General features: G+C 57.2%; 13 protein-coding genes. 12 read left to right on the top strand and 1 reads right to left on the bottom strand.

Features of this window, described 5'->3' with window-relative positions; all coding sequences use genetic code 11:
- The 5 genes from K6T64_RS14880 to K6T64_RS14865 form a co-directional block, all read left to right on the top strand.
- Positions 1–892 (top strand): EAL domain-containing protein (locus tag K6T64_RS14880; RefSeq protein WP_353737827.1); only part of this gene is annotated, 892 nt, incomplete at its 5' end.
- Between the two features lie 48 nt (positions 893–940).
- On the top strand, positions 941–1,948 hold the full coding sequence (locus tag K6T64_RS14875) for a flagellar assembly protein A (protein WP_288010860.1): 1,008 nt from the start codon (positions 941–943) through the stop codon (positions 1,946–1,948).
- The gene (locus K6T64_RS16920; RefSeq protein ID WP_353737826.1) at positions 1,888–2,085 is read left to right on the top strand and encodes a hypothetical protein; all 198 of its coding nucleotides are present in this window, start codon (positions 1,888–1,890) and stop codon (positions 2,083–2,085) included. Before K6T64_RS14875 ends, K6T64_RS16920 begins: the two co-directional genes overlap by 61 nt.
- On the top strand, positions 2,085–2,783 hold the full coding sequence (locus K6T64_RS14870; RefSeq protein ID WP_288010859.1) for a hypothetical protein: 699 nt from the start codon (positions 2,085–2,087) through the stop codon (positions 2,781–2,783). Before K6T64_RS16920 ends, K6T64_RS14870 begins: the two co-directional genes overlap by 1 nt.
- 223 nt (positions 2,784–3,006) lie before the next feature.
- Positions 3,007–4,401, top strand: coding sequence for an MFS transporter (locus K6T64_RS14865; protein WP_288010858.1), 1,395 nt, complete (start codon positions 3,007–3,009; stop codon positions 4,399–4,401).
- Positions 4,402–4,524: 123 nt separating this feature from the next.
- Here K6T64_RS14865 and K6T64_RS14860 read toward each other — a convergent pair whose 3' ends face one another.
- Entirely contained in the window at positions 4,525–6,186 is a 1,662-nt protein-coding gene (locus K6T64_RS14860) for a class I adenylate-forming enzyme family protein (RefSeq protein WP_288010857.1), read from the bottom strand.
- A gap of 515 nt (positions 6,187–6,701) precedes the next feature.
- Between K6T64_RS14860 and K6T64_RS14855 the strand changes: the two genes are divergently transcribed.
- The 7 genes from K6T64_RS14855 (at position 6,702) to K6T64_RS14825 (ending at position 13,972) form a co-directional block, all read left to right on the top strand.
- Positions 6,702–7,790, top strand: a complete 1,089-nt coding sequence (locus K6T64_RS14855; protein WP_288010856.1) for a dipeptidase — start codon at positions 6,702–6,704, stop codon at positions 7,788–7,790.
- 22 nt (positions 7,791–7,812) lie between these two features.
- Positions 7,813–9,438: an ABC transporter substrate-binding protein gene (locus K6T64_RS14850; RefSeq protein WP_288010855.1), complete on the top strand. Its 1,626-nt coding sequence runs from the start codon at positions 7,813–7,815 to the stop codon at positions 9,436–9,438.
- Between the two features lie 59 nt (positions 9,439–9,497).
- Entirely contained in the window at positions 9,498–10,502 is a 1,005-nt protein-coding gene (locus K6T64_RS14845) for an ABC transporter permease (protein WP_288010854.1), read from the top strand.
- 5 nt (positions 10,503–10,507) lie between these two features.
- Positions 10,508–11,380, top strand: coding sequence for an ABC transporter permease (locus tag K6T64_RS14840; RefSeq protein WP_288010853.1), 873 nt, complete (start codon positions 10,508–10,510; stop codon positions 11,378–11,380).
- Positions 11,381–11,394: 14 nt separating this feature from the next.
- Positions 11,395–12,384, top strand: a complete 990-nt coding sequence (locus tag K6T64_RS14835) for an ABC transporter ATP-binding protein (protein WP_288010852.1) — start codon at positions 11,395–11,397, stop codon at positions 12,382–12,384.
- Positions 12,381–13,229 (top strand): ATP-binding cassette domain-containing protein, encoded by an 849-nt coding sequence (locus K6T64_RS14830; RefSeq protein ID WP_288010851.1) that lies wholly within the window; start codon positions 12,381–12,383, stop codon positions 13,227–13,229. Before K6T64_RS14835 ends, K6T64_RS14830 begins: the two co-directional genes overlap by 4 nt.
- A 197-nt stretch (positions 13,230–13,426) precedes the next feature.
- Positions 13,427–13,972: a helix-turn-helix domain-containing protein gene (locus K6T64_RS14825; RefSeq protein ID WP_288010850.1), complete on the top strand. Its 546-nt coding sequence runs from the start codon at positions 13,427–13,429 to the stop codon at positions 13,970–13,972.
- The last annotated feature ends 313 nt before the right edge of the window (positions 13,973–14,285 follow it).

Here is a 14,285-nt window from a genome sequence, read left to right as displayed (position 1 = left end):
CCGGCGGATTGTAGATGAGATCCTTGAACACGAAACGCTTGACGTGGTTTATCAGCCCATCGTCAATCATGCCGATGGCGTCCTTTTTGCCCACGAGGCACTTAGCCGACCACAGGGCAGCGGGAATCTTATTCCGCCGGATGCTTGGTTCCGTGCTGCTTATGAATATAATCGTTCGGTTGACGCGGATTTATTGGCTCTTACCACCAGCGTAAGTCTCCTCAGAGCGTTACCTCCTGAAATCAGAACCATACCCCTGTTTGTGAATGTGATGCCGAGCAGCCTTGTTCAGGAGTCCTTTGTTGAACAGCTCCAAGTTTTTCTTGGAGAGGGACTTTGTGAACCGCACCAACTGGTTATCGAAATTGTTGAGTACATATCCTATGATCCTTCGTTTCTCTCGAAAATGATCGAACCCATACGATCGCTCGGCGTTCGGATTGCACTTGACGATGTTGGTGCGGCGAGTACCAGTCTTATGGCACTCCTTGAATTCGAACCTGATTTCGTCAAAGTGGACCGTGTGTTGGTTCAAGGTATATCGACATCCTCTTCAAAACAACGTTTTCTATCTTGTTTAGTGAGATTAGTGGGGACCGGTAATGCAGTCATTGCTGAAGGAGTCGAAAACGACGAAGATCTGGTTGCCATTCGGGAAGCTGGCGTCAATATGAGTCAGGGATACTATTGGTCACGCCCAATGTCGGTGAATGATCTGTCGAATCTACTTGGTGAAATTGAGCGTAAGAGGAATGAGCTGGTTAATCTTGCTCTGAATAGGAATGACTCACTGACCGATGAGACAGTAATACAGAAAAGTCAAGAACTCGATGCTCTTGTCAACCTGTACTACCGATCATTGCGAAATGGTTTACAGGTGGAGACAAAGTAGCTTTCTGTAGCATGTACCAGTACGTGCAAGGGTATCGGGGGCGAGAGAATGCGATCCTTGCTGGAGAAAGTAAGACGCTGGCTCTATAAACCTGGCATGTCACGTTCGTCAGAACCTGAGACACAACTCATCCAGTCTTTTGAATTCGATGAAGAGATACGAAGCGTACGGCATGGAACTGTCACTGTGGTGAACAATCAGCTTTTTGTCACTGACCCCGACGACGAAGGTTCATTTGCAACCATTGTCATCCCCGATGACCCTCGCTTGACAGTTGTGATTGACGGACAAAACTGCCTCGGGGAAGTTGTGGTTCATGCAAATCAGCATATCGAGGTATCGCTGGCCAAGCGTCCACCATCTATCCGGTTTTCGACAAAAGTGACCAAAGACAACATGGAAGTCATCGGGAGAATCGACGTAACACCGGGTGAAGAGCATCGTCTCAGAGACATGCACGGTGCGCATCGTGCGGTGCTGGAAATTGAAACAATAGATTTGCGTCCCGATCCATTGGGCACCGGCGAAATTGTGGCGCGGTTGGAGTCTGCGGGGTACGTCGGGGTACTTGACCCGACAGGAGTTGAGACCATTGCTCAGGCCAAGGACACGACCGAGTGTATCGTGTTGCGGGGAACTCCCCCCGTTCCAGGCCGAGCGGCTCGTTACAGACGGGTTGAACTTCCGAAGGTCCACGATCCTCTTCAGCGTCAGATGCCCATTACATCCATTGGTCTTGGCACAACGGTCGCTGTATTGGAACCAGAGATACCGGGTACGCCGGGGCGGGATGTGTTCGGCAGGGAGATTCCATGTCCAGTACATCGCTCGCTGCCAACGCTGGGTCAAGGTGTGATAGAAGTAAATGACCGCCTCGTGGCAGTTCGCAGTGGCCGACTGCTCTTTACGAAAAATCGTATCGATGTAATCCCGGAGTTGGTTATTGACCACGATCTTTCCAGCAAAGAGGGAAGGTTGAATTTAACGGGGACGTTGTGGTGTTGGGGTCGGTACTCGATGGTAGCTATATCAAAGCCATGGGGACAGTGCGGGTAAATGGTGGTGTGTTCCACTCGACGGTGCTGGGAGAACGTGGTGTGTCGGTACAGGATGCCATTGTGGGTTCGCAGATCGTGGCGGGAGCATCTAAATTTGTGTACACGAGGATTTATGAGATGCTGAAAAAGGTATAGTGGAATATGAGAAGTTCCAAGCGGAGTTCCAGGAATTGTTGGCGCACGCCAGGCAGCGGATTGACCAGCGTACACGCCTGGGGTTGTTGGCGGACGCACTGCTTACCACCCGCCATCCGGATCTGGAACGTTTTCTGCAATCCTTCTGCAACGAGACTGATGGAGTGCTGAACGCAGATGATCGGTATCGCCAGATCGTGCGTGAGATCCGCTCAAAGTGGTTCGGAATTGGCAGGACCAACATAACTGAACAGCATGTGATGGCTTTACACCACATGTTGGTTGATTACATCTTCCACATCGAATCGATGAAACACACTGAAACCGCCACGGTGAAGGCGGCCAGTATCACCTCCAGTTCGGTGAGGGCATCCGGGAGCATTGTGGTTACCGGGCCTGGTACTTACGCCAGCTCTTTGGAAGCAGGGAATTCAATCGTGATACGCGGCAGCATGCGGGGCGGATTTCTCGTAGCCCAAAATTTAATCGATATTGAAGAAATGGGTACTCCTTTCGGTATAGAGAGCAGTGCAAAAGTCGACAATCCGTCCGGGAGGATTCGGATTCGTTTACGGCATCCCAATACGGTGTTGCAAGTGGGCCATACCCGAGACAGGAACCTGACTGTCGAATACAACACCGTGCTGTGGGAGGAACGAAATGAAGATCCGAACACTGCTCGTGGACAATTCGCCTGAGACGTTGACCACTTTCCTTTGATTAGCATATACCTTGGAAATGGAACCGGCAATTGCGGAGATTCCTTCCGTGATGCCAAAGGTGTGCATATCCAGGTTGATCCCGCTTTTGGAAATTCTCGCGATACGAATGGTATACTGGATGGGGAACGTACGCTCCGGTAAACGGCGGATCGTCGATGGAATAATCCGATCGCAAGTGCACGCGGGAGGCCGGAAGATCGTGGAACTGGAGACAGAAAGACGAGATGGGACAGGTCCGCCGGCGTCGCCGCGCAGGAATCTTTTGCTGTTCACCATCGCCCTCGGGGTGCTGCTCAATCCGCTCAATTCGTCGCTGATCGCCGTGGCCCTGGCCCGGCTGGAGCACGCCTTTGGTCTGGATTTTGCCGCGGCGTCCTGGCTGATCTCGGCGTATTATTTGGCCAGTGCCATCGCCCAGCCGGTGATGGGCAAGCTGGCCGATCTGTTTGGGCGCAAAAGGGTTTTTCTCGCCGGCCTGATTCTGGTGGCGGTGTCATCGGCGACCGCTCCCTTCGCCCCGTCCTACGGGTGGTTGATCGCCTTCCGACTGATCCAGTCTTTTGGAAGCGGGGCGATTTATCCGGCGGGGATGGGCATCGTGCGCAATGTCATCACGGAGCGGCAGTCCCAGGCGTTGGCGTTTTTGTCGGTTTTTGCATCGGGCGCCGCGGCCTTCGGGCCGTCCATCGGCGGCGTGCTGGTCCATTACGGCGACTGGCCGGCCATCTTCTGGGTTAATTTTCCGTTTGTTATCGCGGGGTTTGGGATGGCTTTGGCGGTGTTGCCAAAAGACAAGCCGCGCAAGCGGGCGGAATCGCTCCCCGGTTGGCTGAGATACTTGGATATTCCCGGCGTGGCGCTTTTTGCCGGAACCATCGTCACGGGGCTGCTCTTTCTCCTTTCGGTGACGGACCACCCGATTTGGGGCGCCGGGGTTCTGGCTGTCATCGCGGGTTTGGCCCTGGTGGCCGTGGAACTGCGGGTGGCGACACCATTTTTGGATGTGCGGATGTTTCGGCACAATCTGTCCCTCACCCGGGTGTTGGTGCAATTCGTGACCGTGAACGTGATTTTTTACTCGATTTTCTTTGGTATGCCGACGTATCTGCAGGAGGCCCGGGGGTTGAACGCCCAGGAGACCGGCCTGTTAATGCTGGCGGTGGCCGGGTTTGGGGTGATCGTCACTCCGTTGACCGGCCGCTGGGTGGCCAAAGGGGGCGTGCGCCCGCCTTTGGTTTTGGCCGGGATCTGCATGACGGTGGGATCCGCGTTGTTTTGGACCCTTCACAGCGCCTCGTCCGTCGCGTGGCTGGTGTTCTGTTTGTCGGTGCTCGGGGTGAGCAACGGGTTCAATAACGTTGGGCTGCAGACCGCCCTGTTTCAGGTGGCGCCGAAAGAGGTGATCGGCGTGGCGTCGGGGTTGTTCCAAACGTCCCGCTATATGGGGACGATTCTTTCCACGGTGTTGCTCGGGTTGTTTTTTGGCCATCACCTGGACACGACGAGTTTGCACGAGTTGGGGACCGTTTTGGCGGTTCTGGGCTTGGCGGTGATTTGGATGAGTTGGCGGCTCCCGGGGCGGTCCGAGGGCTGACGGTCGGCGTGTCTCGGGCCGCGGGGGACGCCCGTTAAACGGGCGCGGACTGGGAAGCGTAGCGGCCCAGTGGACCGACCCACGCCCAGTCCGCAGCGACAGTCCCGACAGTCCCGATGAGGTTTAAAGCCGTTCAAACAGCCCCCGTTTCTGGTCTTCCAGCGCCATCGCTCTCACTTCATAGTGCTTTTTCTTCCCCGTGGCGGTGAAGGGCAATTCCTCGACAAACCGGTAGAAACGCGGTCGCTTGTAGCTCGCAAGCATCGGGTGGGTGCTGCAGTAATGGTTCAATTCCGCCGCCGTCAACGAGGGGTCCGCCTTGATGACGTAGGCCACCACCGCCTCCCCCCGGAGTTCATCCGGCACTCCGACCACCACCGATTCTTTCACTTTCGGATGCTGGTTCAAAATCTCTTCCACCTGGGTGGGGTGGATGTTTTCGCCGGCCGAGATGATCATGTTGCTCTTGCGGCCCACCACCGTGATGTACTCGTCCTCGTCCCAAGTTCCGACATCTCCGATGTAGATCCAGCCCTTGTAAAAGACCTGCTCCGAGTCCTCCCCGGCATGGACGTAAGAGTAGGTCGTCTTGCCCGGGGCTTTCACGATGATCTCCCCGATTTCCTGGCCATCCTTGGCCACCCAGTCGTCCGGTTCCGCCCGGCGGTCCGGATACACCTTGACGACCACCACCTCGTCATCGGTGCAGGCCCGACCGGCAGCGCCGGAGTGATCCGGCAAATCGTAGGGCCGCAAGAAGGTGTTCCAGAAGGCCTCGGTCGTCCCATATCCGTTGAAAATATTCGGTGTCAAGGTCTCCTGGAACCGGATGCAGTCCTCTTTTTCCAAGGGTGCCCCCATGGTGACGATCCCCTTCAGCCCTGTCAAATCGGCGGGATTCTTTTTTTGTTGTTCATAGAGCATTTTTAGCATGGGCGGGGCCCCGATCAAAAAGGTCAACCCGTATTTCTCTACATACTCCAGGCATGTTCTCGGATTAAAATATCTCAGAATGACAATCTCACCCCCGACGTAGAGGGTGGGGGTTGGCCCGCCGGAGTGGAGTCCCCCGCGGTGAAACCAGGGGCTCATGTTCATGGTTTTATCGACGGGACTTAAAGGAAAATGCATGGCCACGTCATGGGCGGAGAGGACGTCGTTGATGTTGTTCAGCGGTACTCCCTTGGGGGTGCCCGTGGTCCCGGAGGTATAAAGGCGGGTGGTTTCATCGTAGATGTGGGACGGGCGTTCGATGGGCGGATTGTCCTCCGGCTGATTGTTGACATACTCGGCGAACGGAACGTGACCTTCCGGCGCTTGCTGATCGCCGTTCAGGTCGACCATCACGATCCGTTTCGGTTTGTGCCGAGCCAGTGCCAACGCCTGCTCCGCCGTTTCCCGGATCTCCGCATCGTATATGAACACCGCCGGCTGGCTGTCGTCAATGATAAACGCCGTTTCCCCAGGCGAGAGGCGATAGTTGATCGGGCAGTTAATGGCCCCGATTTTTTGAGGTGCAAGATAGCTCAACACAAACTCGAAGGAATTGAGCAGTTGGTACATGACCACGTCATTCTTGCCAATCCCGTCTCCCAAAAGCGCGTGGGCAAGCCGGTTCACTTCTCGATTGAGTTCGGCATACGTCCACGTCCGGTTGCGAAGCGGGCAAGTCACAGCTGGACGATGGGCGAACCGGTGCACGTTTCGCATGAAGCCGTTGATGTACGTGAACCCGTACTCAAAGGTCTCCTTGAACATCCGCACGTCATAGGTATAGGTTTCCATCGCATCCTCCCCCTCGCAGGTGTGAATGGACAAGTGATCCGCTACCTCGACTTTTCGGGTGATAAGCTTGGCCGCTTTTATGGCTTGTCCCACTGATTCATTATACGCTTTTTCGATTACTCGAAAAATATCTTGTGAGCATGAAGGACGAATTGTCCCTGGACGAGATCGCCGACACCTTCTCGCCCACAGCATTACGCCGCATTCGCGGGTAAACCTTGCGATCCGGTTTTCATTCGCAAATTGGGCGTCTCCACTTGCTGTCTGCCCCCCCATGCCAATGAGGCGCGATTCGGGAGCGGTGCGAAGATCGTTCGTGTTCTCACTCTTCAAAAGCTTGCCGAAGAGTTGAAGGTGAAACTCTTCGGGTGTTGTTGGCTTTTTTGCGTTCAACCTATTGCGCTGGGGCGGATATTTAATATAATATAAATCAACCAATAGAATTTAATATATCGAAGTGCCGGTAAAGCTGAAACGGGTGGGGGCGATGAAACGGATTGAAAGGTCAGAATAGCATGCCGTATGTGTTCGATCTGCACTCGGATATCGTGACGGATATTGCCGTTCGGCGAGCCAAGGGGGAACAACGGGTATTTGCCCGGCGCCATTATCCCCGTTTGATGCGGGCCGGGGTCCGGGCGATGATTGCAGTGCTGTGGGTAGAACCTCAATACCGTTCCGTTGGCCCGAGTCGCTTTTTGCAACTACTCGGTTCGCTGATGGCGGACTTGGAGGAGTGCCGGGAAGAGGCGGAGTTGGTGAGGACGGCCGAGGGCTTGACCGGCGCCGTGGATGCCGGAAAAGTGGGTATTTTTTTGGGCGTGGAGGGGCTTTCCTTTGTCGAGGAGTGGCCGCTCTTAGAAATGAGGGGCGAAACTGCGGACACTCTGGTGGCCGGAGGAGTTGGCAAAGAGAATCCCGGGCCAGCGGAAGATTTTCAAGGCGAAGAACCCGGACTGGAGGAGAAGCTGCGGCAGGCATTGGGGGTGCTCGGGCCCATGGGGTTGCGCCATGCGATTCTCACCTGGGGAATGAGCAACCGGATCGCCGGGGCGGCGGGAGATCCCGGGAGTGGGGCCGGAATGTCGGGGCTCACCGCTTTTGGCCGTCACACGGTCCGAACTCTTCAGTCCCAAGGAGTCGTTCTGGACGTGTCGCATCTTGACGATATTTCCATCGACGGGGTCCTGGACGTGGCGGATGGCCCGGTTATTGCTTCCCATTCGAACGCCCGGGCGCTTTGTGATGTTCCCAGGAATCTTTTGGATCGCCACATCCGGGAGATCGGAGTCCGGGGCGGGGTCATCGGGTTGAACGCCTACCCGAAGTTCGTGGACCTCGATCACCCGACGATGGATCGGTTTATCGACCACATTCTCTACATGGCGGACCTGATTGGCATTGACCACGTCGCTTTCGGATTCGATTTTATGGATTATTTAACGGATGAGGATTTTCAGGTTCCTGAAAACGCAGAACTCCGGTCTGTGGAGGATGTGCCTCGGCTGCTCGAAAGAATGAGTGAGCGAGGGCTGACCGACGCAGAGATCGAAAAAGTGGCTTTTGCCAATGCTTCGCGCATGATGAGCCATGTTTTGCGGTGACTAACATCGATCAAAGGGGCGGATGGATGTGAGGATTGGGGTTCGGCCCCGTATGGGGGGCAAGGTGAAAAAAGGGCGGATCAAGGCGCTGGGGCTGATCGTGGCCGGCATGATGGTTGTGGCCGGCTGTGCCTCAAACCCCACCTCGTCGGGCAACCCGGCGGGACAAAGCGGGTCCGGGGACAAATCCACGCTGACGGTGGCGATGCCGTCTGACACGGGCACCCTGGATCCGGCGGTGACGATGGATAACGCGGCCTGGAAAATCACGTATCCTTGTTATCAGCGATTGGTGCAATACGACGGAGCGAGTACGGAAGTAAAACCTTCCCTCGCCACCTCCTGGCAGGTGGGGGATGGAGGGAAAACCTGGACTTTCACGCTGCAAAGCGGCAACAAATTTGCCGACGGGACGCCGGTGGACGCCAATGCCGTGAAATTTACATTTGACCGACTGCTCAAGATTAACAAGGGGCCCGCCGGTGATTTCGATGAGCTTCAGGAAGTCAAAGTTCTGGATCCCACTCACGTTCAGTTCATTCTGAAACACCCATTCCCGGCTTTTCTGTCGACCTTGGCCGCCAATTACGCGAGTATTGTGAATCCAAAAGTGATGGAGCACGAGCAGAACGGGGACATGGGACAGGCCTATTTGGCCGATCACACCATGGGTTCAGGGCCCTACCAATTGGCGGACTGGAAGAAAGGGCAGTATCTGGAGCTGACCCTCAACCCGTCGTACAGCGGGACGCAGCCCAAACTTTCCAAAGTCTATTTTCGCATTCTCGGCGATGCGTCCGCTGAACGGCTCCAACTGGAGAAGGGCCAGATCGACATTGCCGAAGGGATTCCCGCCGACCAACTGAAAAGGCTGTCTTCCGAGCAGGGGATTACGGTGATCAATCAGCCCAGCATGTTGGTGGATTACGTGTATCTGAACACGTCAAAGGGGAGTCCGGCGCTACAGAACAAGAAGGTGCGCCAGGCGATCAGTTACGCCGTGGATTATCAGGGTATCATCCAGTCTTCCCAGAGCGGGTACGCCACCCAGATGCGGGGGCCGATTCCAAAGGGCCTTTGGGGCCACGACGACAGCTTGCCCCAGTACACCTACGACGTGAACAAGGCGAAACAACTGTTGGCCGAATCCGGGGTCCAGGTGCCCATGCTCACCCTTCTGTATTCCGACCACATGCCCTGGTGGCCTTCCGAGGCGCTGGCGATCCAGAATAATTTGAAGCAGATTGGGATCAACGTGAAGCTACAACAGGTGGAGTACGCCACCGAGCGGGACATGTTGGACAAGGGGCAGTTCGATCTGGCTCTCGGCGTGTGGAGCCCGGATTACGCCGATCCCTACATGTTCATGAACTTCTGGTTTGACTCGAAAAACTTTGGCCTGGCGGGGAACCGCGCCTTTTACTCCAACCCCGAGGTGGATCGTCTGATTCGCGAGGCGGCCGTCGTCCAGGACCAGGCGACCCGGACCCGGTTATATACCGATGCGCAAAAAATCGTAATCGATGATGCCCCGTATATCTACTTGTACCAGAAAAATTATCTGCTCCCGATGCGCAGTGATGTGAAGGGATTCGTTTACAATCCCATGCTGGAACAGATCTACAATTTGGCCGACATGTCGAAGTGACCAAGGGAGGCCCCGGGTTTCGGTTCGGGGCCTTTTGATCGACAGGACGGGTGGTGCCGATGGGATATCTCATTCGACAGCGGTTGTTGATGCTGGTTTTTGTGCTTTTCGGCGTTACGGTGGCCACTTTCTTGATGTCCCACGTCATTCCCGGGGACCCGGCCCAGATGATGGCCGGTCCTCACGCCAGTCCGGAGACGCTGCAATCGATCCGTGAACAGCTCGGCCTCAATCAGCCGCTGTGGGTGCAGTACCTCGATTACATGAAAGAGTTGTTTCACGGGGATTTGGGAACGTCCATCCGCACCCAGCAGCCCGTTGCCCAGGACCTGTTTACTTTCTTTCCGGCCACCCTGGAGCTGGTGCTTTACGCATTTCTGATAGCCGTGCTGTTTGGGATTCCCCTCGGCGTTCTTGCGGCGGTGAAACGCAACACTTTCTGGGATTATGTCACCCGGGTTTTTTCCATTGGCGGAGTTTCGATTCCCGTGTTCTGGAGCGGGCTGGTGTTAATCTTGATTTTCTACGGACATTTGGGGTGGCTGCCGGCGTCGGGGCGCCTGGACATCGATTTGCCAAAACCCCCGATGATCACTGGCCTGTATACCGTGGACAGCGCCTTGACCGGATATTGGGCGGATTTATTTAACAGCCTGTGGCACTTGGTGTTGCCCGCCGTGACGTTGTCTTATGTGCAAATGTCTGTGATCATGCGGCAGGTCCGGTCGAGCATGATCGAAGTCTTGTCCCAGGAGTTCATGTTGACAGGCCGGGCCAACGGTCTGGGCCCGATGTTCCTCCTCATCCGTTATGGTCTGCGCAATGCCATGGTTCCCACCATCACGGTGATCGGGTTGTCCTTTGGGTCCCTGTTGGGCGGGGCCGTGGTGACGGAAACAATTTTTGATTGGCCGGGAATGGGCCAGTACGTGGTGCAGTCCATCGCGTCCCTGGACTTTCCGGCGATCATGGGCTTCACGGTCGTCATCGCCGCCGCATATGTGTTGATCAACCTGGCTGTGGATCTCGTTCATTATGCCCTGGATCCGCAGATTCGGAGGTGAGCGGGATGGCGCCCGAAGTGTTGGAAACAAAGGGAACGAGTGTTGGTTTGTGGAAAGGATCCCTGCGGTTGCTGGGCAATCGCCTGGCGGCAGCTGCGGTGATCGTGGCTTTCCTCATTGTCCTCGTGGCGATTCTGGCCCCGTGGCTGGCGCCGGCCTCGCCGACCGCTGTCGATCTCGGCGGCCGGCTCGCCCCGCCGAGTTCTGCGCACTGGTTCGGGACCGACGAGGTGGGGAGGGACATTGCCAGCCGGATTCTCTATGGAGCACGGATTTCCGTCGGGGTGGGGGTGGGGGCCGTGATGCTCTCGGCCATCGCCGGGACCCTAATTGGGTCCTTCGCGGGATATCGGGGCCGGTGGGTGGATCAGCTCGTGATGCGGAGCATGGATATTGTGCTCGCCTTTCCCACTTTGGTGCTCGCCATGGCCCTGGCCGCAGCCCTGGGACCGAGTCTGTGGAATGCGGCGCTGGCCATCGCCATTGTAAAATTGCCGACGTATGTACGGCTGGCCCGGGCTGAGACGTTGTCGTTGTCCCAGCAGCTGTTTGTCCGGGCCGCGAGGACGTTCGGACTGGGTTCCGGCCGGATCGTGACCCGGCACATTGTCCCGAACGCCCTGCCGCCGATCATCGTCCAGATGACCTTTGACCTTGGTGATACAATTCTCCTGATTGCTACTCTTGGGTTCCTGGGCCTTGGGGCCCAGCCGCCGACGCCGGAGTGGGGCGCCATGATCAGCGTGGGATGGAAATATCTGCTCGACCAGTGGTGGTACCCCACGTTTACAGGGGCGGCGATTTTTGTCACGGTGATGGCGTTCAATCTCGTGGGCGACGGGATCCGCGATCTCCTGGATCCCCGGAGCCGCGAGTGAAGGGGGCTTGCGACATGGGCGGGGAGGATGCAATCCTTGAAGTGAAGGATCTCACTCTGTCCTTTCGGAGTGGTCGCGGAAGGGTGAAAGTACTGAACCACATCCATTTCCGGATCCGTCGGGGGGAGATCGTGGGCCTCGTCGGAGAATCGGGATCGGGAAAATCGGTCACAGCCCTGGCCATTGCCAAATTGTTGCCGCCGGAGAAGACGGTGATCGAATCCGGGGAGATCCGGTTCGAGGGCCGGGATGTCGTGGCTTTGCCGGAGCGGCAAATGGCCGAGTTGCGGGGCAAGCGAATTGGTTTCGTGTTCCAGGAGCCCATGACCGCCCTCAACCCGACGATGACGGTGGGGGACCAGTTGTACCACGTCATCCGCCGCCACCATCGGGTGACCAAGGGTGAAGCGCGGGAGCGGGTTTTGAGGGCCCTGGAAGAGGTGCGCATCCGCCGGCCGGATTTGGTGTCCCGGCAGTATCCTTTCGAGCTCAGCGGCGGAATGAGACAGCGGGTGGTGATCGCCCTTGCCATGTCGGCGGAGCCGGCGCTTCTCATTGCGGACGAGCCCACCACCGCTTTGGACGTGACGGTTCAGGCAGACATCCTCCGTTTAATTCAGCAACTGGCCGAGTCCCACGGGACGGCGGTGCTCCTGATCACCCACGACCTTGGGGTAGTGGCGCAAACGTGTTCGCGCATGGTGGTGATGTACGCCGGGGAGGTGGTGGAGGCGGGGGAGGTGCGGCGGGTGCTCAGCCGTCCCAGACACCCTTATACCCAGGCTTTGTTGCGCGCAGTGCCGGACGTGGCCGGGCGAGGTCGGGCTCTGGTGGCGATCGAGGGGGAGCTGCCGGATCTCCACCATCGGCCGCCGGGGTGTATTTTCGCCCCTCGGTGTGCAAACCGGGTGGATCGATGCGCGGAAGCGCCCGTTCTTCGGGACTGTGCTATGGATCACCAGGCGGCCTGTTGGGTCGCGGAAAAGGGGGAGGTGCGGGTATGACAGTTACAAGCTACGCCAAAGACGCTGCTGGTTCTCACTCCGACTCCTCGGCAGGCGCTCAGCCTCCCCTCCTGGAAGTGGCGGATGTGGTGAAGCGCTTTGTGGTCAAAAAGCGGGGGCTGCGCGTCGAGACCACCGCCGCGGATCGGATTTCGTTCTCTGTGCGGGCTGGCGAGGTGTTCGGCCTGGTGGGGGAATCGGGCAGCGGCAAGTCCACCCTCGCCCATTTGATCATGGGTCTGGAGGAGCCGGACGGCGGTGAAATCCGCTTTCGGGGCCAGATACTTGTGGGGGGCGGGAAACGGGGGACGTTCCCCTACGGGGATATTCAGATGGTGTTTCAGGATCCCCGGTCTTCGCTGGATCCGCGGATGCGCATCCGGGACATCGTTTTGGAGCCTCTGCGGGCGGTATCGCCGGAACGGCGCCGGGAGTACGGGAACGACGAGGCTTTGGTGGAACTCATGCGGCGTGTGGGTCTGCACCCCGACCATCTGCATCGCTTGCCCCACGAATTCAGCGGGGGTCAGCGCCAACGGATCGCCATCGCCCGGTCTCTCATCACCCGGCCGACCCTGGTGATTCTCGATGAGCCGACATCAGCCCTGGATGTGTCGGTCCAGGCCCAGGTGATCAATCTGCTGAAAGACCTTCAGCAACAGTTTGGACTGACGTATCTGTTTATTTCTCACAATATGGGTTTGGTCAAATATTTCTGTGACCGGGTGGGGGTTCTGTATCAGGGGAGATTGGTGGAGGTCGGCGACGCGGACCAGATCTTTACACAACCCCGGGAGGCGTATACTCAAAAGCTGCTGGAATCGGTGCCGTCGGTGGTTGTGTGAAATGGGATGAACGGACCTTCGAGGCTCAGGGGCCTGGGTTGCGTGAAGACGGGGTACCACGGAGGACGCCCGGTAGGATCCCGGACGAGACCGGGACGGGACGGCGAGTCGAGGCGATCCAGGGTCCGCGGGCGGGGAGGCATACAAGCGCAACGGGGACGCAGCGGATAGCCGGGCCCCAGGGGAGGCGGATGGAGATGGGATTTGATCATGGGAAACTTCGCCGGGTGCGCCAAGAGAAGGGATGGACTATCCAGGAGTTGGCTGAAAAATGCGAGGTGAGTCCCGGGCTGATCAGCCAGGTGGAACGGGGCCGGGTGGTGCCAACGTTGACCACTTTTTGGCGCATCTGCCAGGCTCTCGAGGTTCCCATGCACTATTTTTTTGAAGAACAGAAAGATGAGAGTATGGTGGTGCGACGGGACCAGCGAAAGATCATTCATTTTCCCGGATCCCATGTGAAATATCAACTGTTGAGTCCCTCTCTCCACGGACAGATCGAGTTTTTGTTGGTGGAGATTGAGCCGGGGGAGGCTCACGATCCCGAAGGGATGGTCACCCACAAGGGGGAGGAATGCGGGTATGTGCTGGAGGGGGAGCTGATCGTGCGCCTCGGCGCCCAAGAGATTCACTTGTACGAGGGCGACAGTATCTGCTTTCCCTCGTCGATTTCGCATCGTTATGCCAACCCCGGGAGTGTGATTTCGCGCTCCATCTGGGCGATGACACCGCCGAGTTTTTGAGGGGATGGTGGGATCGGATTCCTTGGCCCCGGGTTCAGCACGAGAACGAACAGGCGTTTGAATGATTACGGGATCCAGTAGCGAGTCCATCGGGCAGCGAAGAACCCCCTTCAGGCATTTCAAAGCCATGAATGGCTGGTCCCTGACGAGCCACCAGCTCGTCAGGGACTTCAGTGTGCCCGGTTCAGCGCGTCTGGATTCAGTCCGTTGGTTGAGCAGGGCCTCACACCTCCGACTTCGTCTTTTGACCCGACAATGGCAACTCTCTTTTTTCTCCGACGAATCCGACGCGAACGGCGCTCCGCCACGCACC

This window comes from Kyrpidia sp., from assembly GCF_023512215.1.
Taxonomy (GTDB): domain Bacteria; phylum Bacillota; class Bacilli; order Kyrpidiales; family Kyrpidiaceae; genus Kyrpidia; species Kyrpidia spormannii.
This window is presented reverse-complemented; position numbering and strand designations above follow the sequence as displayed.

Excerpts from the sequence above, each read along its gene's own strand:
- K6T64_RS14875 (WP_288010860.1), top strand. The coding sequence starts at position 941 with ATGCGATCCTTGCTGGAGAAAGTAAGACGCTGGCTCTATAAACCTGGC.
- K6T64_RS14855 (WP_288010856.1), top strand. The coding sequence starts at position 6,702 with ATGCCGTATGTGTTCGATCTGCACTCGGATATCGTGACGGATATTGCC.
- K6T64_RS14835 (WP_288010852.1), top strand. The coding sequence starts at position 11,395 with ATGGGCGGGGAGGATGCAATCCTTGAAGTGAAGGATCTCACTCTGTCC.
- K6T64_RS14830 (WP_288010851.1), top strand. The coding sequence starts at position 12,381 with ATGACAGTTACAAGCTACGCCAAAGACGCTGCTGGTTCTCACTCCGAC.
- K6T64_RS14840 (WP_288010853.1), top strand. The coding sequence starts at position 10,508 with ATGGCGCCCGAAGTGTTGGAAACAAAGGGAACGAGTGTTGGTTTGTGG.
- K6T64_RS14845 (WP_288010854.1), top strand. The coding sequence starts at position 9,498 with ATGGGATATCTCATTCGACAGCGGTTGTTGATGCTGGTTTTTGTGCTT.
- K6T64_RS14825 (WP_288010850.1), top strand. The coding sequence starts at position 13,427 with ATGGGATTTGATCATGGGAAACTTCGCCGGGTGCGCCAAGAGAAGGGA.
- K6T64_RS14860 (WP_288010857.1), bottom strand. The coding sequence starts at position 6,186 with ATGGAAACCTATACCTATGACGTGCGGATGTTCAAGGAGACCTTTGAG.
- K6T64_RS14850 (WP_288010855.1), top strand. The coding sequence starts at position 7,813 with ATGGATGTGAGGATTGGGGTTCGGCCCCGTATGGGGGGCAAGGTGAAA.